Source organism: Streptomyces sp. NPDC052064, assembly GCF_055585925.1.
Genome location: NZ_JBVJJE010000001.1, coordinates 17,554 through 40,900, shown reverse-complemented (window position 1 = coordinate 40,900; position 23,347 = coordinate 17,554). Strand labels below are relative to the sequence as shown.

General features: G+C 70.9%; 20 protein-coding genes. 9 read left to right on the top strand and 11 right to left on the bottom strand.

What is annotated here, in order from left to right; translation table 11 throughout:
• Positions 1-116 precede the first annotated feature (116 nt).
• Positions 117-953: a hypothetical protein gene (locus ACZ6TU_RS00195; protein ID WP_467679018.1), complete on the top strand. Its 837-nt coding sequence runs from the start codon at positions 117-119 to the stop codon at positions 951-953.
• A 49-nt stretch (positions 954-1,002) separates the two neighbouring features.
• Here the strand turns inward: ACZ6TU_RS00195 and ACZ6TU_RS00190 are convergent, their stop codons facing one another.
• From ACZ6TU_RS00190 to ACZ6TU_RS00170, 5 genes are all read right to left on the bottom strand, one after another.
• A complete protein-coding gene (locus tag ACZ6TU_RS00190; RefSeq protein ID WP_003992906.1) occupies positions 1,003-1,182 on the bottom strand; it encodes a DUF6104 family protein in 180 nt (59 codons plus the stop codon).
• 86 nt (positions 1,183-1,268) lie between these two features.
• Complete coding sequence (locus tag ACZ6TU_RS00185; RefSeq protein ID WP_467679020.1) at positions 1,269-5,084, bottom strand: multifunctional oxoglutarate decarboxylase/oxoglutarate dehydrogenase thiamine pyrophosphate-binding subunit/dihydrolipoyllysine-residue succinyltransferase subunit; 3,816 nt, start codon at positions 5,082-5,084, stop codon at positions 1,269-1,271.
• 281 nt (positions 5,085-5,365) lie between these two features.
• Positions 5,366-6,478: a sensor histidine kinase gene (locus ACZ6TU_RS00180; RefSeq protein ID WP_467679021.1), complete on the bottom strand. Its 1,113-nt coding sequence runs from the start codon at positions 6,476-6,478 to the stop codon at positions 5,366-5,368.
• The gene (locus ACZ6TU_RS00175) at positions 6,475-7,215 is read right to left on the bottom strand and encodes a response regulator transcription factor (RefSeq protein WP_003992913.1); all 741 of its coding nucleotides are present in this window, start codon (positions 7,213-7,215) and stop codon (positions 6,475-6,477) included. The genes ACZ6TU_RS00180 and ACZ6TU_RS00175 overlap by 4 nt, the downstream gene beginning before the upstream one ends.
• Before the next feature lie 124 nt (positions 7,216-7,339).
• Positions 7,340-8,017 carry a spermidine synthase family protein gene (locus tag ACZ6TU_RS00170; RefSeq protein ID WP_467679023.1) on the bottom strand — a complete coding sequence of 226 codons (678 nt, stop codon included), beginning with the start codon at positions 8,015-8,017 and terminating at the stop codon, positions 7,340-7,342.
• 172 nt (positions 8,018-8,189) lie between these two features.
• Here ACZ6TU_RS00170 and ACZ6TU_RS00165 point away from each other — a divergent pair, with 172 nt between their 5' ends.
• Positions 8,190-9,017 carry a rhomboid-like protein gene (locus ACZ6TU_RS00165; RefSeq protein WP_469545560.1) on the top strand — a complete coding sequence of 276 codons (828 nt, stop codon included), beginning with the start codon at positions 8,190-8,192 and terminating at the stop codon, positions 9,015-9,017.
• Positions 9,018-9,029: 12 nt separating this feature from the next.
• Here the strand turns inward: ACZ6TU_RS00165 and ACZ6TU_RS00160 are convergent, their stop codons facing one another.
• Positions 9,030-9,677 (bottom strand): GNAT family N-acetyltransferase, encoded by a 648-nt coding sequence (locus ACZ6TU_RS00160; protein ID WP_467679027.1) that lies wholly within the window; start codon positions 9,675-9,677, stop codon positions 9,030-9,032.
• 174 nt (positions 9,678-9,851) lie between these two features.
• On the opposite strand from ACZ6TU_RS00160, the gene lon reads away from it, so the two are divergent.
• Positions 9,852-12,305 (top strand): endopeptidase La, encoded by a 2,454-nt coding sequence (lon, locus tag ACZ6TU_RS00155; protein WP_467679028.1) that lies wholly within the window; start codon positions 9,852-9,854, stop codon positions 12,303-12,305.
• A gap of 171 nt (positions 12,306-12,476) precedes the next feature.
• Positions 12,477-12,968 carry a MarR family winged helix-turn-helix transcriptional regulator gene (locus tag ACZ6TU_RS00150; RefSeq protein WP_467679089.1) on the top strand — a complete coding sequence of 164 codons (492 nt, stop codon included), beginning with the start codon at positions 12,477-12,479 and terminating at the stop codon, positions 12,966-12,968.
• Between the two features lie 17 nt (positions 12,969-12,985).
• On the opposite strand, the gene ACZ6TU_RS00145 is transcribed toward ACZ6TU_RS00150, so the two are convergent.
• Positions 12,986-13,771, bottom strand: a complete 786-nt coding sequence (locus ACZ6TU_RS00145; protein ID WP_469545555.1) for a protein phosphatase 2C domain-containing protein — start codon at positions 13,769-13,771, stop codon at positions 12,986-12,988.
• Between the two features lie 356 nt (positions 13,772-14,127).
• Here ACZ6TU_RS00145 and ACZ6TU_RS00140 point away from each other — a divergent pair, with 356 nt between their 5' ends.
• The 5 genes from ACZ6TU_RS00140 to ACZ6TU_RS00120 are packed head-to-tail and all read left to right on the top strand — an operon-like array spanning position 14,128 to position 19,805.
• The gene (locus ACZ6TU_RS00140) at positions 14,128-16,962 is read left to right on the top strand and encodes a sensor histidine kinase (protein ID WP_467679032.1); all 2,835 of its coding nucleotides are present in this window, start codon (positions 14,128-14,130) and stop codon (positions 16,960-16,962) included.
• Entirely contained in the window at positions 16,959-17,483 is a 525-nt protein-coding gene (locus tag ACZ6TU_RS00135; RefSeq protein WP_467679034.1) for a roadblock/LC7 domain-containing protein, read from the top strand. Before ACZ6TU_RS00140 ends, ACZ6TU_RS00135 begins: the two co-directional genes overlap by 4 nt.
• Positions 17,480-17,902 (top strand): DUF742 domain-containing protein, encoded by a 423-nt coding sequence (locus ACZ6TU_RS00130; protein ID WP_338783068.1) that lies wholly within the window; start codon positions 17,480-17,482, stop codon positions 17,900-17,902. Before ACZ6TU_RS00135 ends, ACZ6TU_RS00130 begins: the two co-directional genes overlap by 4 nt.
• Positions 17,883-18,530 (top strand): GTP-binding protein, encoded by a 648-nt coding sequence (locus tag ACZ6TU_RS00125; RefSeq protein WP_467679036.1) that lies wholly within the window; start codon positions 17,883-17,885, stop codon positions 18,528-18,530. The genes ACZ6TU_RS00130 and ACZ6TU_RS00125 overlap by 20 nt, the downstream gene beginning before the upstream one ends.
• A 12-nt stretch (positions 18,531-18,542) precedes the next feature.
• Positions 18,543-19,805 carry a styrene monooxygenase/indole monooxygenase family protein gene (locus ACZ6TU_RS00120; RefSeq protein WP_469545549.1) on the top strand — a complete coding sequence of 421 codons (1,263 nt, stop codon included), beginning with the start codon at positions 18,543-18,545 and terminating at the stop codon, positions 19,803-19,805.
• Here the strand turns inward: ACZ6TU_RS00120 and ACZ6TU_RS00115 are convergent.
• The 4 genes from ACZ6TU_RS00115 to ACZ6TU_RS00100 form a co-directional block, all read right to left on the bottom strand.
• On the bottom strand, positions 19,769-20,959 hold the full coding sequence (locus ACZ6TU_RS00115; protein ID WP_469545546.1) for a C40 family peptidase: 1,191 nt from the start codon (positions 20,957-20,959) through the stop codon (positions 19,769-19,771). The genes ACZ6TU_RS00120 and ACZ6TU_RS00115 overlap by 37 nt on opposite strands.
• Positions 20,960-21,067: 108 nt before the next feature.
• Positions 21,068-21,367 carry a hypothetical protein gene (locus ACZ6TU_RS00110; protein ID WP_467679041.1) on the bottom strand — a complete coding sequence of 100 codons (300 nt, stop codon included), beginning with the start codon at positions 21,365-21,367 and terminating at the stop codon, positions 21,068-21,070.
• 10 nt (positions 21,368-21,377) lie between these two features.
• On the bottom strand, positions 21,378-22,031 hold the full coding sequence (locus tag ACZ6TU_RS00105; RefSeq protein WP_467679043.1) for a TetR/AcrR family transcriptional regulator: 654 nt from the start codon (positions 22,029-22,031) through the stop codon (positions 21,378-21,380).
• Between the two features lie 263 nt (positions 22,032-22,294).
• On the bottom strand, positions 22,295-23,299 hold the full coding sequence (locus ACZ6TU_RS00100; protein WP_469545542.1) for a DUF8094 domain-containing protein: 1,005 nt from the start codon (positions 23,297-23,299) through the stop codon (positions 22,295-22,297).
• Positions 23,300-23,347 lie beyond the last annotated feature (48 nt).

The following is a 23,347-nucleotide window of genomic DNA, read 5'->3' as shown; positions in this document are numbered from 1 at the left end:
CGCGTCATCCTCGATTCACGATATATCGCGGACAGGGAAAGTCAAGACCCTTGTTCCGGGGGCGTCGGGGCGCATAAAAGTACCCAAAGAGGGGGGATTCGCCCTAGCGTGTGACCATGCCGACGGAAGCCGACCGCACCGGTCCAGCCCCTGGGGCGCTGCTGTTGTGCCGGGCGGCGCCCGGGGCCGTCGCCCCCGTCGCCCGCCTGCTGCGGGAGCGTATGCAGCTCACCCGGGCGGGCGACGAATGGAGCGTCCTCGTCCCCGAGGGCGGGCCCTGGCGGGACACCGGCGAGCCCGTCGACCGTGTGGTCACCGGCTGGGCCACGGCCCTCGCCGTCGGCGCGCCCTGGCCCGTCCTCGCACTGTGGTGGGACGCCGACCACGCGGGTTTCACGCTCGCGTCCGGCTTCCGCCGCCCGGTCGGCTTCGTCTGGCTCGCGAGCGGCGTCCCGGTGGGGGAGGAGGAGGCGATGCGCACCTTCGCCGCGCGCGTGGGACTCGACCCCGTCCTGGACCTCCAGGCCCTCGACCGGCTGACGAAGCCCGACTCCGAGGCCGACGCCCGTGTCCGCCTGCGCGGCCTGCTGGCGGTCCTCGCGCGTGTGGGCGTCTCACTGCACCCCGAACTTGCCCCCGGCCGGCCCGCCGACCGCCTCCGGGAGGCCGCCGCACTCCAGCCGGACAGCCTCCCGGTCGAATGGCCGGGCTGGCACGACGCGGTCGCGGAACGCGACGCCGTCGACCACAGCCGCCTCGGCCCCTGGATGCCCTGGACCGGCCACCCAAGGGCCCGCGCCCTGGCCCTCGCCCAGGTGGCGGCGGGCGTCCCGCTCATCGCCTGGGGGCTACGGCGTCCCAGCGGCGGCTGGGGCTGGGCCACGGCCGGAGCGCTGCTCCTGGCTCATGGCGCACTGGGTCTGGCGTACGGCCTCACGCACCCGCGCGACTGATCGCCGGACGGCGCCGGACCCCGGCTCCCGCGCGACTCCGGCGCGTCTCCTACTCGTCGTCCTCGTCGTCCAGCCGCGCCAGCCACGTGGCCAGCCGTTCCACCGGCACCTCGAAGTCGGGGTTGAGATCGACGAACGTCCGCAGCTGCTCGGCCAGCCACTCGAAGGTGACCTCCTCCTCGCCGCGCCGCTTCTCCAGTTCCTCGATGCCACGGTCCGTGAAGTACATGCCGTCAAGGATATGTGGGCGCAAACGGCCGGGCCGCACCCCCGAAGCGGGGATGCGGCCCGGTCACACAGGACGCGCGAGGGCGCTTACGCGTCGAACACCTCACGCACCAGCTGCTCCTGCTCGGCCTGGTGCCGCTTCGCGGAACCCACCGCCGGGGACGAGCTGTGCGGGCGCGAGATGCGGCGCAGGCGCTCGCCGTGCGGGACGTCCGCGCCGACCGCCAGGTCCAGGTGGTCGATCAGGTTGAGCGCGATGAACGGCCAGGAACCCTGGTTCGCCGGCTCCTCCTGGGCCCACAGGTACTTCTCGGCGTTCGGGTACTTCTTGATCTCCGCCTGGAGCTCGGCACCCGGCAGCGGGTACAGGCGCTCGATGCGGATGATCGCCGTGTCCGTGACGCCGCGCTTCTGACGCTCGGCCTCCAGGTCGTAGTAGACCTTGCCGGCGCAGAAGACGACCTTCTTGACCGCGGCAGCGTCCACCGACGCGTCACCGATGACCGGCTGGAACTGGCCGGTCGTGAACTCCTCCGCCTTCGAGGCCGCCGCCTTCAGGCGCAGCATCGACTTCGGCGTGAAGACCACCAGCGGCTTGTGGTGCGGGTTGTGCACCTGCCACCGCAGGAGGTGGAAGTAGTTCGACGGAGACGTCGGCATGGCGACCGTCATGTTGTTCTGGGCGCACATCTGGAGGAAGCGCTCCGGGCGGGCCGAGGAGTGGTCCGGGCCCTGGCCCTCGTAGCCGTGCGGCAGGAGCAGGACGACGCCGGACGTCTGGGCCCACTTCTGCTCGGCCGACGAGATGAACTCGTCCACGACCGTCTGCGCGCCGTTGACGAAGTCGCCGAACTGCGCCTCCCACATCACGAGCGCCTCGGGGCGGGCCAGCGAGTAGCCGTACTCGAAGCCCATCGCGGCGTACTCGGAGAGGAGGGAGTTGTAGACGTTGAGCCGCGCCTGGTCCTCGGAGAGGTACTGAAGCGGCGTGTACTCGTCGCCCGTGCTGCGGTCGATGATGACCGCGTGGCGCTGGCCGAACGTACCGCGCTGCGAGTCCTGGCCGGCCAGGCGGACCGGGACACCCTCCAGGAGGAGGGAGCCGACCGCGAGGGTCTCGCCCATGCCCCAGTCGATCGTGCCGTCCTCGACCATCGACGCCCGGCGCTGGAGCTGCGGCAGCAGGCGCGGGTGGACGGTGATGTGGTCGGGGATGTTGACCTGGGACTCGGCGATCCGCTTGACGACCTCCGTGGTGACCGCGGTCTTCACGGCGACCGGGAACTCGGCCTGCGGGTCGGTGGGCTCCGCGGCGGCCGGCTGCGAGGTGGCCTCACGGACCTCCGTGAAGACCTTCTCCAGCTGGCCCTGGTAGTCCTGGAGCGCCTGCTCGGCCTCTTCCAGGGTGATGTCGCCGCGACCGATGAGGGACTCGGTGTAGAGCTTGCGCACCGAGCGCTTCTTGTCGATCAGGTCGTACATCAGCGGCTGGGTGAAGGCCGGGTTGTCCGACTCGTTGTGACCGCGGCGGCGGTAGCAGATGAGGTCGATCACCACGTCCTTGTTGAACGCCTGGCGGAACTCGAAGGCCAGGCGGGCCACGCGGACCACGGCCTCCGGGTCGTCGCCGTTCACGTGGAAGATCGGGGCCTCGATCATGCGGGCCACGTCCGTCGCGTACATGGAGGAACGCGAGGACTCCGGGGCCGCGGTGAAGCCGACCTGGTTGTTGATGACGATGTGGACCGTGCCGCCGGTGCGGTAGCCCCGCAGCTGCGACATGTTCAGGGTCTCGGCCACCACGCCCTGGCCCGCGAAGGCCGCGTCGCCGTGGATCGCGACCGGCAGGACCGTGAAGTCCGTGCCGCCCTTGCCGATGATGTCCTGCTTGGCGCGGGAGACGCCCTCCAGGACCGGGTCCACCGCCTCCAGGTGCGAGGGGTTCGCGACCAGGCTGACCTTGATCTGCTCGCCGTCCAGGCCCGTGAAGGTGCCCTCGGCGCCCAGGTGGTACTTCACGTCGCCGGAGCCGTGCATCGACTTCGGGTCGAGGTTGCCCTCGAACTCGCGGAAGATCTGGGCGTACGACTTGCCGACGATGTTGGCCAGGACGTTCAGACGGCCGCGGTGGGCCATGCCGACGACGACCTCGTCCAGGCGGGACTCCGCAGCGCTGTCGAGGACCGCGTCCAGCAGCGGGATGACGGACTCGCCGCCCTCCAGGGAGAAGCGCTTCTGGCCGACGTACTTCGTCTGGAGGAACGTCTCGAAGGCCTCGGCGGCGTTCAGGCGGCGCAGGATGCGCAGCTGCTCCTCGCGCTCCGGCTTGGAGTGCGGGCGCTCCACACGGTCCTGGATCCACTTGCGCTGCTTCGGGTCCTGGATGTGCATGAACTCGATGCCGGTGGTGCGGCAGTACGAGTCGCGCAGCACGCCGAGGATGTCGCGCAGCTTCATCATCGACTTGCCGGCGAAGCCGCCGACGGCGAACTCGCGCTCCAGGTCCCACAGGGTGAGCCCGTGCTCGGTGATGTCCAGGTCGGGGTGCTTGCGCTGCTGGTACTCCAGCGGGTCGGTGTCGGCCATGACGTGGCCGCGGACCCGGTAGGAGTGGATCAGCTCGAAGACGCGGGCGGCCTTCGTGACGTCGTCGTCGTGCGAGGCGTCGATGTCCTTGAGCCAGCGGACCGGCTCGTAGGGGATGCGCAGCGCCTCGAAGATCTCGTCGTAGAAGTTGTTCTCGCCGAGCAGGAGGTTCGCGACCTGGCGCAGGAACTCGCCGGAGGCGGCGCCCTGGATCACCCGGTGGTCGTAGGTCGACGTGAGCGTCATGACCTTCGAGATGCCGAGCTTGTTCAGGGTGTCCTGGGAGGTGCCCTGGAACTCCGCCGGGTAGTCCATGGAGCCGACGCCCATGATCACGGACTGGCCGGGCATCAGACGCGGCACCGAGTGGACCGTGCCGAGGCCGCCGGGGTTGGTCAGGGAGACCGTGACCCCGGAGAAGTCGTCCATCGTCAGCTTGCCGTCGCGGGCGCGGCGGACGATGTCCTCGTAGGCCTGCCAGAACTCGAAGAAGTTCAGCGTCTCGGCCTTCTTGATCGCCGCGACGACCAGCTGGCGGTCGCCGTTCGGCTTGACCAGGTCGATGGCGAGACCGAGGTTGACGTGGTCCGGCTTGACCAGGGTCGGCTTGCCGTCCACCTTCGCGAACGAGTTGTTCATCGCCGGCATCGCCTTGATGGCCTGGACCATCGCGTAGCCGATGAGGTGCGTGAAGGAGATCTTCCCGCCGCGCGCCCGCTTGAGGTGGTTGTTGATGACGATGCGGTTGTCGAACAGCAGCTTCACCGGGACCGCGCGCACGGACGTGGCCGTGGGCAGCTCCAGGGAGGCGTCCATGTTCTTCGCGACCGCGGCGGCGGGGCCGCGCAGCACGACCTGCTCGGGACCCGAGGGGGCCTCGGCGGCGGGTTCGGCCTTCGGCTTCGCGGCGGCCGGCTTGGCGGCCGGGGCGGCCTTCGCCGGAGCGGCGGCCTGAGCCGGGGCCTGCGCGGCGGGCTTCGCCGGAGCGGGAGCCGGCGCGGCGGCCGCGGGCTTCGGGGCCGCCGGGGCGGGGGCCGCGGCCTGGGCGGGGGCGGCCTGGGCCGCCGGCTGAGCGGTGGTGGTCCCCGCGGCCCCCGCGGCCGCGGTACCCGCCGGAGCCGAGGCGGCAGCCGCCCCCGGCTTGTAGTCGGCGAAGAAGTCCCACCAGGCTCGGTCTACCGAATTCGGGTCCTGGAGGTACTGCTGATAGATCTCGTCGACGAGCCACTCGTTGGCACCGAACGACGCGGCGGGGTTCTTCCCCGCTTGGTCGGTGTCGGTCGAGATGCTCGAGTTACTGGGGGACTGTGGCGACACGGCGGCAACCGCCCTCTTCCGCTTCACAAGATGATGGACAGCGGGAATCAAGGCTACGCCCCCCGCACCGGGTAGGTCAGGTCGGGCCCGTTCAACGTCGCGCAAGTCACATCTCGGAGCGTGTTTCGGGGCTTGAAATGGCGGGAAACAAGCGTGGTTCCGCTTAATGAGGGAAGGGCTGAGCCGGGCCTCATGCGCCGACGGCGCGGGCCTGTGCCTGATCACACGTGTCCGTCAGCGCGGACGCCCGTGGATCTTGTGGCTCCGCTTCGAACTTTACGTCAACTTGGCACAGATGGAAGTCCCGGAAGAGTGACAAGAATCCGGCAACCTCGCTCGGATTCAGCCACTCCGATGCGCCCGCCGTGCAGATCCACCGCCCAGCGGGCGATGGCCAGGCCGAGGCCCGTACCGCCGTCGCTGCCCGGCCCCTGCGCCCGCTTGGCGTTGCCGCGGTTGAACCGCTCGAAGACCCGGTGCCACTCGGACTTCGGAATGCCGGGACCCTCGTCCAGAACCTCCAGCTCCAGCGACTCCGGCAGCGCGCCGCGCCGCGCCTTGACCGTCACACGGCCGTGCGGCGGACTGTGCTTGACGGCGTTGTCGATGAGGTTGGCCACCACCTGGTGGATGCGCTCCGGGTCCGCGTGCGCGGTCAACTCCGGCGGATGGACGTCGAGGTGCAGATGGACGTCCGTACGGGTGTGACTGCCCGAGCCGGTGGCGATGCCCGCGCGCACGGAGGCGACCATGTTGGCCTCCTTGAGCACGCCGGACAGATACGGCCACACCTCGAACCGCCGCTGTTTCAGCGGTACGACGCCGTTGTCCAGGCGGGACAGGTCCAGCAGCGTCTCCACCAGCCGGCCGAGCCGCTCAGTCTGCTTCAGGGCCGTACGCATCGTCTCCGGGTCGGCCTGTGTGACGCCGTCGACGATGTTCTCCAGCACCGCGCGCAGTCCCGCGATGGGGGTGCGCAGCTCGTGCGAGACGTTCGCCACCAGCTCCTTGCGCTGGCGGTCCTGGGCCTCCAGCTCGTCGGCCATGGCATTGATCGTCACGGCCAGGTCGCCCAGCTCGTCACGGCGGTTCTCCCGCACCCGGCGGGTGTAGTCGCCCTGTGAGATGGAGCGGGCCACCGCGGTCATCTCGTCCAGCGGCGCGGTGAGCGAATGGGCCACGAACTGCGTAATCAGCAGTGTGGCGATCATCGAGAAGACCGTGATGAAGCGCAGTTCCGTCTTCGTGTGCACCGCGATCACCGACAGGCCCGTGGTGATCAGCACCGAGATGACGACCAGCGCGCCCAGCTTGGTCTTGATCGAGAACGGGCTCACCCCGCCCCAGGGTTCCGGACTCCCGGGGCCTCTCCGTGCGGCCGGCCCGCCGCTCATGGCGTCGGGGTCTCCAGGGCGTAGCCCACGCCGTGCACCGTACGGATCCGCTCGGCGCCGATCTTCCGGCGCAGCGCCTTGATGTGGCTGTCGACCGTGCGGGTGCCGGAGGCGTCCGCCCAGTCCCAGACCTCGGCGAGCAGCTGCTCGCGCGAGAGCACCGCGCGCGGGGTGTTCGCCAGGCACACCAGGAGGTCGAACTCGGTGGGTGTGAGGTGAACATCCTCGCTCCGCACCCGGACCCGGCGCTGCGCGTGGTCGATCTCCAGCTCGCCGAGGCGCAGGATGCCGCTGCGCGGCGTCGCGGCGGCCAGCGCGGCCCGCTCCACGCGGCGCAGCAGCACATGCACGCGTGCCGCCAACTCCCGCATCGAGAACGGCTTCGTCATGTAGTCGTCGGCGCCGACGCCCAGCCCGACCAGCATGTCGGTCTCGTCGTCGCGCGCGGTGAGCATCATCACCGGCACCGGCCGGGCGGCCTGCACGCGCCGGCAGACCTCAAGACCGTCGAAGCCGGGCAGCATGATGTCGAGGATCAGCAGGTCGGGCTGCCAGGCCTCGGCCGTGTCGACGGCGGCCGGACCGTCACCCGCTGTTTGCACGAGGAATCCCTCGGCTCGCAGGCGGGTCGCGATGGCATCCACGATAGTGGCGTCGTCCTCGACGACGAGAACCCGGCGCTGGGCGCCCGGGGTAGCCGTCGCCGAACCGTTGTGGGAGGTGTGTGTCTGCTCCATCGCCCGCCCCTGGGGTGTGCTTTCCGGAATCAGTGGGGTGATTCCTCGGTCTGCGCATGGTTGCGATTGACGCTTGAATGATCGGCGTCAGAGGAGCAGCGTACGGGGAGTCAGCACACCTTTGCTATCCAGGGCTGATGCCGAGGTGCACGACGTCCGGAACGCCCCGGGCAACCGGGATCTCTTCGGTACGCACCCGCTGGAACCCGGCATTCCGCAAGGTTTCTTCGAATTCCGGAGAGGGCTGGGCGGACCAGACGGCGAGAACCCCACCAGGTCTCAACACCCTTGCGCAGCTTGCCAGTCCGGCCTTTCCGTAGAGATTTCCGTTGCCCTCGGTGACGGTCCAGCCGGGTCCGTTGTCGATGTCGAGGCACAGGGCGTCGTACGTGGCGGATGTCTCATTGACGTAGGCGACGAGATCGGCTTCGACGATTTTCGTGCGGGGGTCGGCGAGGGCGTCGGCGGAGAACGCGGAGAGCGGGCCGTCGAGATGCCATTCGACGATCGCTTGCTCGCGTTCCACGACCGTGATCCCTCCCCAGCGCGGCTCCGCCGCCGCGTGGGCCAGGGAGAAGCCGACGCCGAGGCCGCCGATCAGCACGTCCGGGCGGTCCCGGCCTGCCACGGCGTCCAGGGCTGCGTCGACCAGCCGCCGCTCCGAACGGCCGTCGGAGGTGTCCATCAGGAAACAGCCGTTCGCGATGATCTCCAGCCGGTCATCGTGCCGTCGCAGCACGACCTCGCCGTGCGGGCCCTCGCGACGGTCCAGCACGTGGGGGATGTCGTTCGAGGTAGGCATCCGAGCATCCTGGCAGGTGGGGGGTGTCCGGTGCCAAGAATTACGGAGCGGCCGGCGAGGGGACGCGGTGCACTGCTGTCAGGTTGCTGTGAATCGGTTCTCGCGTGGCGCCCGTCACAGACAGGAGGCGGAGGTGCGCGAAGGGTAGGGCGTGACGGAAGGAGCGCCCGCCGTGGAACGCACCGCGCCGGCCGACGAGACGGCCACGCCGACGCCGACGGGCGCGCCCGTTCCCGACGTGTCGGGGCTGCTGGACGGGGTGCCGCGGCAGCGGGCCGGCGGCCGAGGGCCGTGCGAGACCGTGGTCCCGGCCGCACGAAAGCCCACCGCGGTGGAGAAGCCTCGGCCTCGGCTCCGGATGCCGCGGCTCTGGCGGCTGTTCCCCACTCCCACAGGGACGCCGTTCACGTTCGGGTACGGGATCGTCCTCTGCCTGACCTCGCTGTTCTCCGCGTACGCGGACCCCGCCCTGGTGCACGCCCTGCTCCAGGGCTCCAGTACGGATGTGGCGCACCTGGTGCGGACGCCGGAGCTGGTGCTGGTCGGCAGTGGGCTGTGGCTGGCGGGCGGGGTGGCCTCGCCGTTCGCGATCGGGTTCGTGCTCGTGCTGACCGCGCTGGAACGGCGGATCGGCGGCCTGCGCACGGCCGGTGTCTTCCTGCTCGGGCACGTCCTTGCCACCCTGGCGACCGAGGTCCCGGTCGGGCTCGCGGTGCTGGCCGGGCAGCTCCCCGAGAGTTCGCTGCACCGGCTCGACTACGGCGTCAGCTTCGGCGTCGCCGCCGGCACCGGCGCCCTGGCCGGCCTGCTGCCGCCCTGGCTGCGCGTGCCGCTGCTTGCCGGGTTCGGCGGGATGCTGCTCCAGGACCTGCTCGACCTCACCGACCCGATGACGAACTGGGGTCACCTGATCGCCCTGGCCATCGGTGTCGCGACCTGGCCGGTGGTCCGGCGGTGGCGGGAGAGGCGCGCCGGTTCACCCGGACCGGCCCGGAGCTGAGGGCGAGGCCGTTCAGGTCCGCGGGTCGTGCTTCGCGCTGGTGAGCAGGGCCACCACTTCCCAGCCCAGCGCCTCGTAGAGCCCTCGCCCCGCGGGCGTACCGGCGAGGACACCGGTCCGTGCTCCCTCCCGTACGGCGGCACTCTGCAAGGTCCGCATGACGAGACTGCCGAGTCTCTTGCGGCGATGCTCCGGGGCCGTCTCGATCTGGTCGGCGACGGCGGTGGCGCCCGTCGGGGCCATCTGCCCGCGCGCCGCCAGGGAACCGTCCGGCGCGGTCACCATCACACGCGTCACTCCGCCGCGCGACCAGCTGCGCAGCCGGTAACCGTCGGGTACGTCCGGAGCGCTCCCCGGGAGCAGCGGGACCGTCATCAGGTAGCCGGGCTCGGGGTCGATCCACCAGCTGTCGTCCAACCAGCCGGCGACCACCGACGGGTCCCGGAACGCCTTCAGCCACACGCCGGCCCCGGTCACCGCGCCGGCCACCTTGCGGACGGACGTCTCGTCGAGGTCGTCGCCGGTCGCGCCGAACACATGCCGAGTGACGTGCCCGTTCGTCCCCACGTCGATCGTGCAGCCCCATGGCTCGGTCACGGGGGGAGCCGCCCCGCGCGACACGACCCATCCGTCCACCCACGCCTGCACGGTCCCGTCCACGCCAACCCCCTGTAATGAGCGCTTCGCCATTTGGCTTATTACTCTCGGACCTTACGCGCCCTCTCGCTCCCGGCGTCACAGGTGATCGCTGACAGCGAACGCCCGTCGGGGAACATCCGGCCGCTCCCGTGCATTGAGTCGGCATAGCTCAACTTGACTGCCGAAGGGGAGATCATGGCTTCGACGTCCACACCGCTCACCCTGCCCGTGCTGCCACTCGACGACGAGGTCGTGCTGCCCGGGATGGTGGTCCCGCTGGACCTGAGCGACTCCGAGGTCCGTGCCGCGGTGGAGGCCGCCCAGGCCGCTGCCCGGTCAACGCCCGGAAAGCCGCGGGTACTCCTGGTGCCACGCATCGACGGGACGTACGCGAACACCGGTGTGCTCGGCACCGTGGAGCAGGTCGGCCGGCTGGCCGACGGCGACCCGGGGGCGCTGATCCGCGGCCGGGGCCGGGTGCGCATCGGTGCGGGGACCACGGGTCCCGGCGCGGCCCTCTGGGTCGAGGGCACCCGCGTCGACGAATCCGTCCCGGAGCCTTCCCCAAGTTCTCAACTTCGTTCGAACAGGGGAGACCCCTATCCCGGGCAGGTCGCCGAACTGGTCAAGGAGTACAAGGCCCTCGCCACCGCCTGGCTGCGCAAGCGCGGTGCCTGGCAGGTCGTCGACCGGGTCCAGGCCATCGACGACGTCTCGGCGCTCGCCGACAACTCCGGCTACTCGCCCTTCCTGACCACCGAGCAGAAGGTCGAGCTGCTGGAGACCGCCGACCCGGTGGCCCGGCTGAAGCTCGCCACCCAGCAGCTGCGCGACCACCTCGCCGAGCAGGACGTGGCCGAGTCCATCGCCAAGGACGTCCAGGAAGGCGTCGACAAGCAGCAGCGCGAGTTCCTGCTGCGGCGTCAGCTGGAAGCGGTCCGCAAGGAGCTGCGCGAGCTGAACGGCGAGCAGGAGGGCGAGGAGTCCGACGACTACCGCACCCGCGTGGAGGCCGCCGACCTGCCCGAGAAGGTCCGCGAGGCCGCGCTCAAGGAGGTCGACAAGCTGGAGCGGTCCTCCGACCAGTCGCCCGAGGGCTCGTGGATCCGCACCTGGCTCGACACGGTCCTGGAGATGCCGTGGAACGAGCGGACCGAGGACGCGTACGACATCCAGGGCGCCCAGGCCGTCCTCGACGCCGAGCACTCCGGCCTTCAGGACGTGAAGGAGCGGATCACCGAGTACCTGGCGGTGCGCAAGCGGCGTACGGACCGGGGACTGGGCGTGGTCGGCGGGCGGCGCGGCGGTGCCGTGCTCGCGCTCGTGGGTCCGCCCGGCGTCGGCAAGACCAGCCTGGGCGAGTCCGTCGCCCACGCGATGGGGCGCAAGTTCGTGCGCGTCGCCCTCGGCGGCGTCCGCGACGAGGCCGAGATCCGCGGTCACCGGCGTACGTACGTCGGCGCGCTGCCCGGCCGGGTCGTCCGCGCCATCAAGGAGGCCGGGTCGATGAACCCGGTCGTGCTGCTCGACGAGATCGACAAGGTGGGCTCGGACTTCCGGGGCGACCCGGCCGCGGCCCTTCTCGAAGTGCTCGATCCGGCGCAGAACCACACCTTCCGGGACCACTACCTGGAGGTCGAGCTGGACCTGTCGGACGTGGTCTTCCTCGCGACCGCCAACGTCCTGGAGGCGATCCCGGAGGCGCTGGCCGACCGGATGGAGATCGTCCGCCTGGACGGCTACACCGAGGACGAGAAGGTCGTCATCGCCCGCGACCACCTGCTGCCGCGCCAGCTGGAGCGGGCCGGGCTCGACAAGGACGAGGTGGCCATCGACGAGGGCGCGCTGCGCAAGCTCGCCGGTGAGTACACGCGCGAGGCGGGCGTCCGCACCCTGGAGCGGTCGATCGCCCGGCTGCTGCGCAAGGTCGCGGCCCAGCACGAACTGGGTGAGCGGGAGCTGCCGTTCACCGTCCGGGACGAGGACCTGCGCGACCTGATCGGACGGCCGCACCACGTGCCCGAGTCCGCCCAGGACCCGGCCGAGCGCCGGACGTCCGTGCCGGGCGTGGCGACGGGCCTCGCGGTGACGGGCGCCGGCGGTGACGTGCTGTACGTCGAGGCGTCGCTGGCCGACCCGGAGACGGGCGCGGCCGGGCTGACCCTGACCGGTCAGCTGGGGGACGTGATGAAGGAGTCCGCGCAGATCGCGCTGAGCTTCCTGCGCTCCCGCGGTGCCGAGCTGGAACTGCCGGTGGGTGATCTGAAGGACCGGGGCGTGCACATCCACTTCCCGGCGGGCGCGGTCCCCAAGGACGGACCCAGTGCCGGAGTCACGATGACCACGGCCCTCGCCTCGCTCCTGTCCGGCCGTCTGGTCCGCACGGACGTGGCGATGACCGGCGAGGTCTCGCTGACCGGCCGGGTCCTGCCGATCGGCGGCGTGAAGCAGAAGCTGCTGGCCGCCCACCGCGCCGGGATCACCACCGTGATCATCCCCAAGCGCAACGAGCCCGACCTGGACGACGTCCCGGCGGAGGTGCTGGACAAGCTCGACGTCCACGCCGTCACCGACGTCCGCCAGGTCCTGGAGCTGGCGCTCGCGCCGGCCACGGCGGATGCGGCGCCGGAGGTTCCGGTGGCCGCGTGACGGAGGTCACCGGATGGTGAAGGCCCGGGTCCGTGAGGGAGCCCGGGCCTTCACCATGTGGCGGCCCTGTGGACCCGCACCCCGTGACCTGCGGAATACTTGCCGAACTGCGGCGATGGCCGCGGACGGCGGAAAATGCAGGTAGCGGGCGACGACCGAGGCAGGGCTCACGTGCACCAGGACGGCAACGACGACGGACACCGGGACGCCTCTCTGGCCGGAACCGGTGTGGATCAGCCTGCCTTTCTGGCGCTGGAGCGGGAGCTGACCGTGCTGCTGCGGCGGGCCCGGGCCAGTCAGGGCGAGATGGCCCGGGAGGTCCACCCCGACCTGGAGTCGTCCGCGTACGGCCTGCTCGTACGGCTGGACGAGTGCGGCAAGCAGCGGGCCACCGAGCTCGCCGCCTACATCGGCGTCGGCAAGGCCACCATGTCCCGCCAGCTGCGCGCCTTGGAGGAACTCGGCCTCGTCGCCCGCGAGCCCGACCCCGTCGACGGACGCGCCTGGCTCGTCGCCCTCACGCAGGAGGGCCACGACCGCGTCAGCCGGGTGCGCGAGGCCCGCCGCGCCCGCTACGCCGGGCGCCTGGCCGACTGGGACACCCACGAGGTCACGGAACTGGCCCGGCTGCTGCACCAGCTCAACCGCGGCATGGAGAAGTAGCGCCCGGTTCCGGGTGTTCAGAACTCGACGTACAGGGCCGTCGCGTCGTCGTGCGTCTTGCTCCGGCCCAGGAACGATGTGGCCGAATCCGCCCGTTCCAGCGTCCTTACCCGGTCCACCAGCGCCTGTGGCCCCTCCTTGCGCATGACGTTGAAGCAGTCCGTCCAGTCGCCCTCCTCGAACCTCTCCACCCAGCGGGCCGCCCCGTCCGTCAGAGCGGCCAGGGCGCGTACCTCACGGCGGGGCAGGATTCCGGTCACCGCGCGCCGCGCCACCGAGGGATCGGCCGCCGCCGTGAAGAAGCCGCCCTCCTTGTTGCGGACCGTGGAGTCCACCAGCGCGTCCGTGGCCAGGACAGAGCGGGGGAGGAGAGCCAGACGATCGTCCAGGAAGGGCGTCACCACGCCGTCCGGGGACTCCACGAGAAGAGCCGAGTCCGACAGAACCAGGTGCTCCACCGTTTCCGGGGACCAGCGGGCCACGACCACCGTGGCCTGAGGTGTTCGGGGGTGAGAAAGGTCACAGGTTGAGGCGTGTGCCTCGGCGGTACGCGCGATGGCACGGGACAAGACGTCAACCAGGGGAACATCCGGGAGTGAAACGGTCAGTTCGGTCAGCGCTCCACCGAGGCGCGCGGTGAACCAGGGGACGGAATGCAGACAACCCGTCCCGCCCTTCGGCGGTGTGACACCGTCCAGGACGACGACCGAACCGCCCTGCCCGGAGGCCGGTAGTCCGATACTGGCGAAGTCCTCGTTGGGGCGCTCCGCGTCTCCCGGTTCCGTGGCGAGTTCAGTACGCATCCAGCCAGTCTGCACGAGCCCTTCACAAGGCCCGCAAAAGGCTGGCAATGGTTGCCGGGCCGGCGCGGCCATACAGGTCAGGCGCCCCGTTTGGGGTGGAATGCTTTGTTCCGGGAAGAGGTGGTGGCGAATACTGCCACCGCCTGCCCGCGGCGTCCAACCGGCCTGCCGCGCAAGGCCGCTGCAAGGGCCAGCGGAACTTGCCCCTCAACTCGCCTCCGGGGTTCACTCCTTCGGGTGGCGGGTCAGGTGATGCGTGTGCGCTGCCCACCGGCGCTGGGAGGGTCGGGAAGTGTACCCGGAGTACGCGCCAGTTGACGGAGCGTCATCCGGGCCCAGGAGTTCACGAGTCAGGAATGCGAGCACCGGTGCAGAAGACGCGGCCTCGTCGCACAGGCAAGCAGACGGCCCCCGTTCAGGGCGCTGAGCCGACACCCCCCACCGGCAAGGGCCGCTCCACCCATGTACGCAACCGGCTCATCGTCGCCGTGGCCGTGGTAGCCGCGGCCATCGCCGGTGCGGGCACCCCGTCCGTCCTCGCCGCCTCCGGGCAACTCCACGACTCGCAGGAGCTGGTGACGCTCGCCGAGCAGACGCAGGACGCCCTCGGGCTCGCGCACTCCCTCGCCGACGAGCGTGACGACGTCACCTCCTACATCGCGGCCGGCCGCCCCAAGTCCAAGGCGCCCTCCGAGCAGCGCAGCGCCCGCGTGGACCGGCAGGTCGAGGAGCTGCGCGCCGACACCGACACGCCCGCCTCGCTCCGCTCCGACCTCGACGAGATCGCGGCCGTACGCCGGGCCGCCCTCACCGGCAAGAGCAGCGCCCTCGAAGCGCACCAGGCGTACTCCACCGCCATCACCGAACTCCACCGGCTCGCCGAGCAACTGGCGCAGCAGACGCCGCCCCGCGCGGGCTCCGGCGGACACGCCCTGGCCGAACTGGACTCCGCCGTGCAGCAGGCCGCCGCGGCCCGGGGGCTGCTGCTCGCCGCCCTCAGCGTGCCGCGCGGCACCGAGACGGTCATCGACCCGGTCACCGGCCTGCCGGCCGAGACCTCCTCGGACGCCGACGCCCGGCAGCGCGACGCCCTGAGCGCCGCCGCCCAGCAGGCCCGGCTGCGATCCGACGCTGCCCTGGCCGACTTCCGCGACACCGCGCCCAAGCCGGCCCGTACCTCCTTCGACAACACGGTCACCGGCACCGAGGTCAACTCCGCCGAGAGGTACCTCGCCACGCTCACCGACCAGCCGAACCTCTCCAGCGGCGAACTCTCCACCAACGCCAGGAAGCTGGACGCGGCCCTCTCCGCCCGCATCGACCTGATGCGAGGCGTGGAGTCCGCCCTCTACGACCGGCGCACCAAGGACCTCGAGGTGCTGCGCGACGACGACGTCACCGCGCTGGAGATCCGCATCGCCGTCCTCGGCGCCCTGATGCTGCTCGCCGTCGGCGTCGCCACGGGCATGGCCCGCAGCCTCACGCGCCCCCTCGCCGTCCTGCGCCTGGGCTCGAAGCGCTTGGCCGAGGCGGAGGTTCCGACGGCCGAGGAACCCGTCAAGTTCACCGGCCGCGACGACGAGTTCGCCCAGGTCGTCCGCTCCGTCAACGCCCTGCACGCGCACGCCGTCGCCCTCAACGAGCGGATCGCCACGCTGGAGTCCGACCGCAAGCACCTCGTCGGCCAGCGCCAGAAGATGGCCGACGCGCGCGAGGAACTGCGCGGTGAACTCGCCGAGTCGGCCGCCCAGCTGGAGCGGCTGCGTACGGCCATCGGCGGTACGTTCGTCAACCTCGCGCTGCGCACCCTCGGCCTGGTAGAGCGGCAACTGGCCGTCATCGAGAACCTGGAGGAGCGCGAGCAGGACCCGGACCGCCTCGCCACGCTGTTCAAGCTCGACCACTTCGCCACGGTCATGCGCCGGCACAGCGAGAACCTCCTCGTCCTCGCCGGTACCGAGCACGTTCAGCACGCCGCCGGGCCCGTGCCGCTCGTGGACGTCGTCCGCGCCGCGGTGAGCGAGATCGAGCGGTACGAGCGGGTCCGGATCGCCGCGCTGCCGCCGCACGCGCACATCGCCGGGTTCGCCGCGGACGACCTGTCCCACCTGCTGGCCGAACTCCTGGAGAACGCCACCTCGTTCTCGCCGCCCGACCTGCCCGTCGAGATCTCCGGCTGGCTGCTGGAGAACGGCGAGGTCATGCTCTCGGTCCAGGACGAGGGCATCGGCATGACCGAAGACCGGTTGGAGCGCCTGAACTCCCGCCTGGCCGACTTCGACCCGGAGGCGCCGTACGACCAGGAGGGCGAGGACGGCCTCGGCCTCGGCCTGTACGTCGTGGCCCGCCTCGCCCACCGGCACGGTGTGCGCGTGCAGTTGCGCGAGCAGAAGCAGGGCGGTGTCGCGGCGGTCGTCGTCCTGCCCCGCACCCTGCTGGCGGCGGCCCCGCCCGCGGCCGTCCCGGCCTCCGGCCCTCTCTCCGGCACCACTCACACCGTCGCGTTCCCCGGTGCCGACGCCGAGGCCAACTCCAACGTCCTGCACGGCCGCGCGAGCAACGGGGACCCGCTGGTGGCGCTGGCGGAGAACGCGGTACGGCGCGAGGAGGCGGCGGCGGAGTCCGTAGAGCACACGGAGGCCGCGGAGCACACGGAGGCCGCGGAGCATCCGGAACCGGCGGAACCGGATATACCGGAGGAAACCGTACCGGTGGCACCGGCGGAAACCCCTGCCGAGACCACGATGGAGCTGCTGCTCCCGGCGTCCCATGCGGAGCCGGAGCCGACGCAGCACGAACCCGCTGCCACCGGCGGCGAGTCCGCCCCACAGGGGCCACCCGCACCGGACCACGGAACCCGCACGGGGGGTGCGGGCGAGAACCGCGACGCCGAAGGCGAAGCCGAGGCCGACGTCGAACACGAACGCGTCACCGACAAGGGCCTCCCCAAGCGCACCCCGAAGATCACCGCCCCGACCACCGCACCACGCCAGCGCAGCGGCTCCGTGGACGCCGAAGCCCTTCGCCGCCGACTCGGCGGCTTCCGCCAGGGCGCCCAGGCCGGCTACCGCGACGTGGAGGCGGAAATCGCCGAACGGACGGCCTCGCACAAGCGGCCGGACACCGGCGCATCAGAACCAGCTGAATCCGAAGAAGCCACGGGGGGCACAGTCGAGGAGGCAAGCAGTTGACCGCTCCCAGTACCTTCGGACTGATCGGACTGAGCAGTGAGGCCCGCAACCTGCACTGGCTGCTGACCAACCTCGTCGAGGAGGTACCCGGCATCCTCTCGGTCGCGGTCGTCTCGTCCGACGGACTGCTCCTGCTGTCCTCCGACGCCGACCGCAACCATCAGGCCCGGCAGGCGCTTCAGGCCCGCGGGATCAAGAAGACGGGCCCGCGCGGCTCCGCCGCCGACCTGGCCACCATCGTCTCCGGCATCGGCAGCCTCACCATCGGCGCCGCCAAGCTGATGGACTTCGGCGGGATCCGGCACACGATGGTCGCGATGGACGAGGGCAGCCTGTTCGTGATGTCCATCAGCGACGGCTCGCTGCTCGGCGTCCACGGCTCCGCGGACTGCGACATGAGCGTGGTGGCGTACCACATGGCTCTGTTCGTGGGCCGCGCCGGCCACGTCCTGACGCCCGAACTCCGCAACGAACTCCGAAAATCCCTGGAGGATTCCCAGACCACGGGGAGTGCACGATGAGCAGTACGCCCAGGCAGCAACTCCCGGTCCGCGGCGGTGACCGCAAACCCGCCCGGGTCCGCCCCTACTCGCTCACCGGCGGCCGTACCCGCTTCGGCCACGTCCTCCTGGTGGAGACGTTCGTGGCGAGCACGGCCGCGCTGGACGCCCCGGAGGAGCGCAAGGAACTGACGAACGGTTCCCTGTCCACCCGCGTGATGCCGGAGCTACGGGCCATCGTCGAACTGTGCCGCCGGATGCGTACGGTGGCCGAGATCGCCGCGCTGCTGAAGATGCCGCTCGGCGTGGTCCGCGTGCTCCTCAGCGACCTCGCGGACCAGGGAAAGATCCGTGTGTACGGAACGGGCACCGGCCACGGCACGGGCCGCCCGGACCGAGCTCTGCTGGAAAGGGTGCTGAGTGGACTCCGTCGTCTCTGACGCCGCTCACGGCGTCGTTGGTTCATCCCCGTTCGTCCAGCCCGGCGAGAGCATGCACGCCTGGGAGACGGACCGCACCCGTGCCCCCATAGCCACGAAGATCGTGGTGGCAGGCGGCTTCGGCGTGGGCAAGACCACGCTGGTCACCGCCGTCTCGGAGATCACGCCCCTGCAGACCGAGGCGCTGATGACCGAGGCGAGCGAGGCGACCGACGACCTCACCGCCACGCCGGGCAAGACCACCACCACGGTCGCCATGGACTTCGGGCGCATCACGCTCGACGACGACCTGGTGCTCTACCTGTTCGGCACGCCGGGCCAGCAGCGGTTCTGGTTCATGTGGGACGACATCGTGCGCGGCGCGATCGGCGCCGTCGTCCTGGCCGACACCCGCCGCCTGAAGGACTGCTTCCCGGTCCTGGACTACTTCGAGAGCTCCGGGCTGCCGTACGTGGTCGCGGTCAACCACTTCGACGGCAGCGAGCTGTTCGAGCCGGAGGATGTGCGGGAGGCCCTGACCATCCCGCGACACATACCTGTCATGATCATGGACGCGCGTCGCCGGATCTCCGTGATCGAGACCCTCCTGGCCCTGGTGGGCCACGCGCTCGACGAAACCCCCGAGTAGAGGACAGCCCGCATGCGGAAGATACTCGTCGTCGGAGCCGGTCAGTCCGGGCTCCAGATCGCTCTCGGCCTCCAGTCACAGGGGTACGAGGTCACCCTGATGTCCAACCGGACGGCGGACGAGATCCGCACCGGCCGGGTCATGTCCACGCAGTGCATGTTCCACACGGCCCTGCAGCACGAACGCGATCTCCAGCTGAACTTCTGGGAGTCCCAGGCCCCGAAGATCGAAGGACTCGGCGTCTCGGTCGCCGCCCCCGGCTCCTGGGCCGAGGGTCCCGCGGCACGTGCGATCGACTGGCTCGGCAAGCTCGACGGGTACGCGCAGTCGATCGACCAGCGCGTGAAGATGGCCGGCTGGATGGAGACGTTCGCCCAGCGCGGCGGGCAGCTCGTCATCCACGGCGCGGCCGTCGGCGACCTCGACTACTTCTCCCGCACGTACGACCTGGTGCTCGTCGCGGCCGGCAAGGGCGAACTGGTGCAGATGTTCGGCCGGGACCCGGAGCGTTCGCCCTACAGCGAGCCGCAGCGCGCGCTGGCCGTGTCGTACGTCCACGGCCTGGGCCCGCGCCCCGAGCACCCCGGCACCGAAGGGGTCCGCTGCAACCTCGTGCCGGGCGTCGGCGAACTGTTCGTCATGCCCTGCCTGACCACCTCCGGCCGCGCCGACATCCTGTTCTGGGAGGGCATACCCGGCGGCCCGCTCGACGTCTTCAACGGCGTCAAGGACCCGGCGGAGCACCTCTCCCTGACCCTGGAACTCATGGAGCGGTACGTCCCCTGGGAGTACGCGCGGGCCACCAAGGTCGAGCTGACCGACGCGGGCGGCACGCTGGCCGGCCGCTACGCCCCCACCGTCCGCAACCCCGTCGGCCGCCTCCCCGGTGGCGGGCTCGTGCTGGGTGTGGCAGACGTCGTCGTGGCGAACGACCCGATCACCGGCCAGGGCTCCAACTCCGCGTCGAAGTGCGCGGCCGCCTACCTCTCCTCCATCGTCGAGCGCGGCGACAAGCCGTTCGACGAGGAGTGGATGCGGGCCACCTTCGACCGCTACTGGGCCACCGCCCAGCACGTCACCAAGTGGACCAACGCGATGCTCGGGCCGCCGCCGGAGCACATCCTGAACCTGATCGGCGCCGCCGGCGAGCTCCAGCCGGTCGCCGACCGGTTCGCCAACGGTTTCAACGACCCGGCCGACTTCGAGAACTTCTTCTACGACCCGGAGAAGACGCAGGCCTACCTGGTCGAGGTGTCCGGCGCGGGCGCCGCGTAGGCCCCTTCCCCGTCGTATCCCTCGTCCGACCCGTCCGTGGCCCCGTCGGGGAGCTCCGGTGGCTCGTACCGCCGCAGGGGCTCCTCGTCCGGGTCCGGGCGTACGGCGCCCAGGACCGGGTTGGCCGCGATCGGTGACACCTTCACCCTCGCGCCCGGCCGGGGTGCCTGTACGACCATGCCGTCGCCGAGGTACAGCGCCACGTGCGTGGCCTCGGGGAAGTACACGACCAGGTCTCCCGGCCGCAGCTCGGTGAGCGGGACCCGCTTCAGCCGTTTCCACTGCTCCTGGCTGGTCCGCGGGATGGGTGTCCCGGCCTCCGCCCAGGCCTGCGAGGTCAGGCCCGAGCAGTCGTACGACTTCGGGCCCTCCGCGCCCCACTCGTAGGGCTTGCCGAGCTGCCGCACGGCGTAGCGCACGGCACGGTCGCCCCCGGCCGACGGGTTGAGGACGCCGCTGCTGCCGCCGCCGCTGCTGCTGCTGAGCGCGCCGGACGCCACGAACTTCTGCTGTGCCCGCTCGATCCCGTTCTTCTCGAACGCGGCGAGGGCGGTGAGCTGGTCGCGGTCGAGGGAGACGAGCAGTTCCTCGACGTCGTGGAGCCGTTCGCGTACCTCGTCCCGTTCCTTCTTCCGCCGCTCGGTGAGGGCGAGCTGCCGGTCGAGGGCCTTGCGGGCCTTGCGGGCCAGCTCCTGGGCCTTCCGCTCAGCGCCGGTCAGCCGGCCGACGGTCTCGGCCCGCTCCCGCGCCAGCCGGCCGATCACATGGCCCTGGTCGATCGCGTGCTGCGGGTCGCGGGCCAGGAGCAGGCGGACGTACGGGGAAATGTCGGTGCTGCTCTGGTACTGCTGCCGGGCCAGTCGGCCGGCCGCGCCCCGGCTGTCGTGCAGGGTGAGCCGGGCACGGGCGAGGGCGAGGTCCAGGCGGTCGGTCTCGGCGCGCTGCTTCTTCAGCCTCTCCTCGGTGGCGTTGTAGGCCTCGGTGGCCTCTTCGGCCTTCCGGTACAGCCGCTGAAGGTCTGTCAGGAGGCCGGCGACGGAGGCGGGGTCCTGGGCGGGGCCGGGCTCCGGGACCGCCGTGGCGGGGGTGGGGGCGAGGACGGTTGTTGCCGCCGTCGCCGCGATGCAGACCAGCCGCACGAGTCGTCCTGACATGCCATCACCTCCGGTGTGAGGGCGGCCCTTTGGCCACCGGACACTCGTGAGGATCAGGCGTGTGCGCGAGGTGCGCGCGGTGGGTGTGCGCGGTTCGGCGCAAAAAGGTCACCCGTCGGCGTCGTCCCGCTTGCCGGGCGGCGTGGCGTCTGGCTTCGACCAGGGCCAGTTGAACCGGCGGGTCGGTGCGCCCTCGGGGGCGTACTCGTACTTCCAGCGGTGGGTCAGTCCGACCCTTCCCTGTGCCCGGGGCACGCGGCGGTAGACCAGGACGGTGGGCGGGCCGCCGGCGGCGTCCGGGACGGGGATGCGGTACGTCTTGGGCGGGTGGCCGGTGATGCCGAGCAGGACGGGCAGGACCCTGCCGTCCATGGGGCCGCCCTCGAAGGGGGTGTCTTCGCTCTTCACGGGACCAGTGTCAGACATCCTCGGCGAGGGCCAGGACCAGGGCGTCGGTCTGCGGGTCGCGGCGGGCGGTCACCGACAGCATGGCCACGAACTGCTCGACGAGCCAGTCGCGCAGCTCCTCGGCGGGAGGCTGCTTGTCCTCGTCGAGCCAGATGAGCGACGACGCCTCGACGGCGGTGATCCACATCCGGACGGTCATCCGCAGTCGCCGGCCGGGCCCGGTGACCTCCAGGTGCCGGAAGATGTGCTCGGCGGCGGCGCGGCGTACGCCGTCGACGATGGCGGTCGTACGCGAGGTCTCGACGACGCTGCCGCCCTGGAGGAGGGCGCTGAAGCCGGCGTCGTGCTGGTCGACGAAGGCGAGGTAGCGGTCGAGGGCGCGGGACAGCCGGGGGAGCAGGGAGCCCTCGCGGGGTTCGTCGAAGCAGTTCTGGAGCTCGTCGGCGGCGGAGCGGAGGGCGGCCTCGTACAGCTGCTGCTTGCCGCCCGGGAAGTACCGGTAGACCAGGGGCCGCGAGACCCCGGCCGCCTCCGCCACGTCGTCCAGGGACACGTCCTCCGGGGCGCGGTGCGCGAAGAGGTTCAGCGCGGAAGTGAGGAGCTGACTGCGGCGTTCCTCGACGCTGAGTCGCCGGTAGGCGGGGGTGGGGGCGGCTGGTGTCATGACTCGCAGGGTAATCGGGGGGCCGGGGGGCTGCGTAGCGGATGCCTCCGGCGGTGGAGCGGGGTGCCCGCGGCGGCGGGTGGCTGCTTCGGCGGGGGTGCGCGTCTGGGCCTGCCCGGTGGGTGGGTCGGGGCCGCGTCGGGGGATGTCCGTCCTCGGAACGGCGCGATGGGGTTGCGTACCGGCTGACCGTCCGGTGACGCGCCAACCGCTGCGGGCGGACATCCCCGACACCGCGTGCCCGAGTGGGGCCGGGCCGCCTGCTAGCGGGCGTCGACGTGCTGGAAGTCGACGGCGGTGATCCTGGCGGCCTTCGGGGTCAGTTCGGCCAGGCCCTGGCCCTCGAACACGTCGGTGATGAGGACGCCCCTGGTGGCGCCGAGAGCGGACTGTTCGTCGTTGGGGACGAGTGCCGCATTGGAGCGGTAGGCCTCCTTCAGCAGGGATTCCTGCTTGTGGGCGGCCGGGAACAGGGCGAGTACGCCGCCGTCGGCGGTACGCAGGGCGTACACGCTCGGGTCGGCCGGGGGCTTGGTGAAGAACTTCTCGGTGGCCTTGCCGTCGGCCGCGCCCTCGGTGCTGCTCCGCTGGTAGGTCTGCTTGGCGTTCTCGACCGGCTTCGTGACGGTCAGGGCCTTGCCCTCCTTCTTGCCGCCGGTCTCGAGGAAGTCCTCGTAGGCGGCGCCGACCTCGGAGGGGGCGAGCATGCCGACCTTGGTGCCGGGGTCGACGGCCTCGGCGAGACCGTGGCGGTCGAGGGCCGGCTTCGGGGGCTCTTCGCCGTCGGTCCACAGGGACAGCACCATCTTGTAGGTGCCGCCCACCTTGTCGAAGACCAGCAGCACGCTGTTCTTGCTGTTCTCGCTGGACTTGGCCTGGACGGCGAACCAGGTGGCCGTGCCCTTCTCGGGGATGACGTACTCGCGGTCCTGGTAGGAGAAGGGCTTGGCGTAGGCCTTCTGCTCCTTCTTCGGCCAGTTCTCGAAGAGGGTGTAGGTGGCCTTGTCCATCGCGTAGACCTGACCCGCCTCGACCGTCCCCAGGAGCTTCTCGTCCTGCGCCGCGTTGGCCTTGTTGTTGACCTCCTCGTAGTGATCGGCGATCTTCTTGGCGGCGGCCTCGCTGACCACACCCTGCGGGGTGTCATCGGCGCCGGAGTCCGAGGCGGCCTGGCCGCCGCACGCGGTCAGGGCGAGAGCGGTCGTGACCCCGAGGGCAGCGACCTTGAGACGAGGCAGCGGTACGAGGCTGGTGGTGTGGGGGGACATGCTGTGATGATCTCCTTGGTGGCCACGGAGGGTGACGAGTTCAAGGAG

Excerpts from the sequence above, each read along its gene's own strand:
- lon (WP_467679028.1), top strand. The coding sequence starts at position 9,852 with ATGGCTTCGACGTCCACACCGCTCACCCTGCCCGTGCTGCCACTCGAC.
- ACZ6TU_RS00195 (WP_467679018.1), top strand. The coding sequence starts at position 117 with ATGCCGACGGAAGCCGACCGCACCGGTCCAGCCCCTGGGGCGCTGCTG.
- ACZ6TU_RS00145 (WP_469545555.1), bottom strand. The coding sequence starts at position 13,771 with ATGCGTACTGAACTCGCCACGGAACCGGGAGACGCGGAGCGCCCCAAC.
- ACZ6TU_RS00180 (WP_467679021.1), bottom strand. The coding sequence starts at position 6,478 with ATGAGCGGCGGGCCGGCCGCACGGAGAGGCCCCGGGAGTCCGGAACCC.
- ACZ6TU_RS00115 (WP_469545546.1), bottom strand. The coding sequence starts at position 20,959 with ATGTCAGGACGACTCGTGCGGCTGGTCTGCATCGCGGCGACGGCGGCA.
- ACZ6TU_RS00190 (WP_003992906.1), bottom strand. The coding sequence starts at position 1,182 with ATGTACTTCACGGACCGTGGCATCGAGGAACTGGAGAAGCGGCGCGGC.
- ACZ6TU_RS00130 (WP_338783068.1), top strand. The coding sequence starts at position 17,480 with ATGAGCAGTACGCCCAGGCAGCAACTCCCGGTCCGCGGCGGTGACCGC.
- ACZ6TU_RS00140 (WP_467679032.1), top strand. The coding sequence starts at position 14,128 with ATGCGAGCACCGGTGCAGAAGACGCGGCCTCGTCGCACAGGCAAGCAG.
- ACZ6TU_RS00100 (WP_469545542.1), bottom strand. The coding sequence starts at position 23,299 with ATGTCCCCCCACACCACCAGCCTCGTACCGCTGCCTCGTCTCAAGGTC.
- ACZ6TU_RS00120 (WP_469545549.1), top strand. The coding sequence starts at position 18,543 with ATGCGGAAGATACTCGTCGTCGGAGCCGGTCAGTCCGGGCTCCAGATC.
- ACZ6TU_RS00175 (WP_003992913.1), bottom strand. The coding sequence starts at position 7,215 with ATGGAGCAGACACACACCTCCCACAACGGTTCGGCGACGGCTACCCCG.
- ACZ6TU_RS00170 (WP_467679023.1), bottom strand. The coding sequence starts at position 8,017 with ATGCCTACCTCGAACGACATCCCCCACGTGCTGGACCGTCGCGAGGGC.
- ACZ6TU_RS00105 (WP_467679043.1), bottom strand. The coding sequence starts at position 22,031 with ATGACACCAGCCGCCCCCACCCCCGCCTACCGGCGACTCAGCGTCGAG.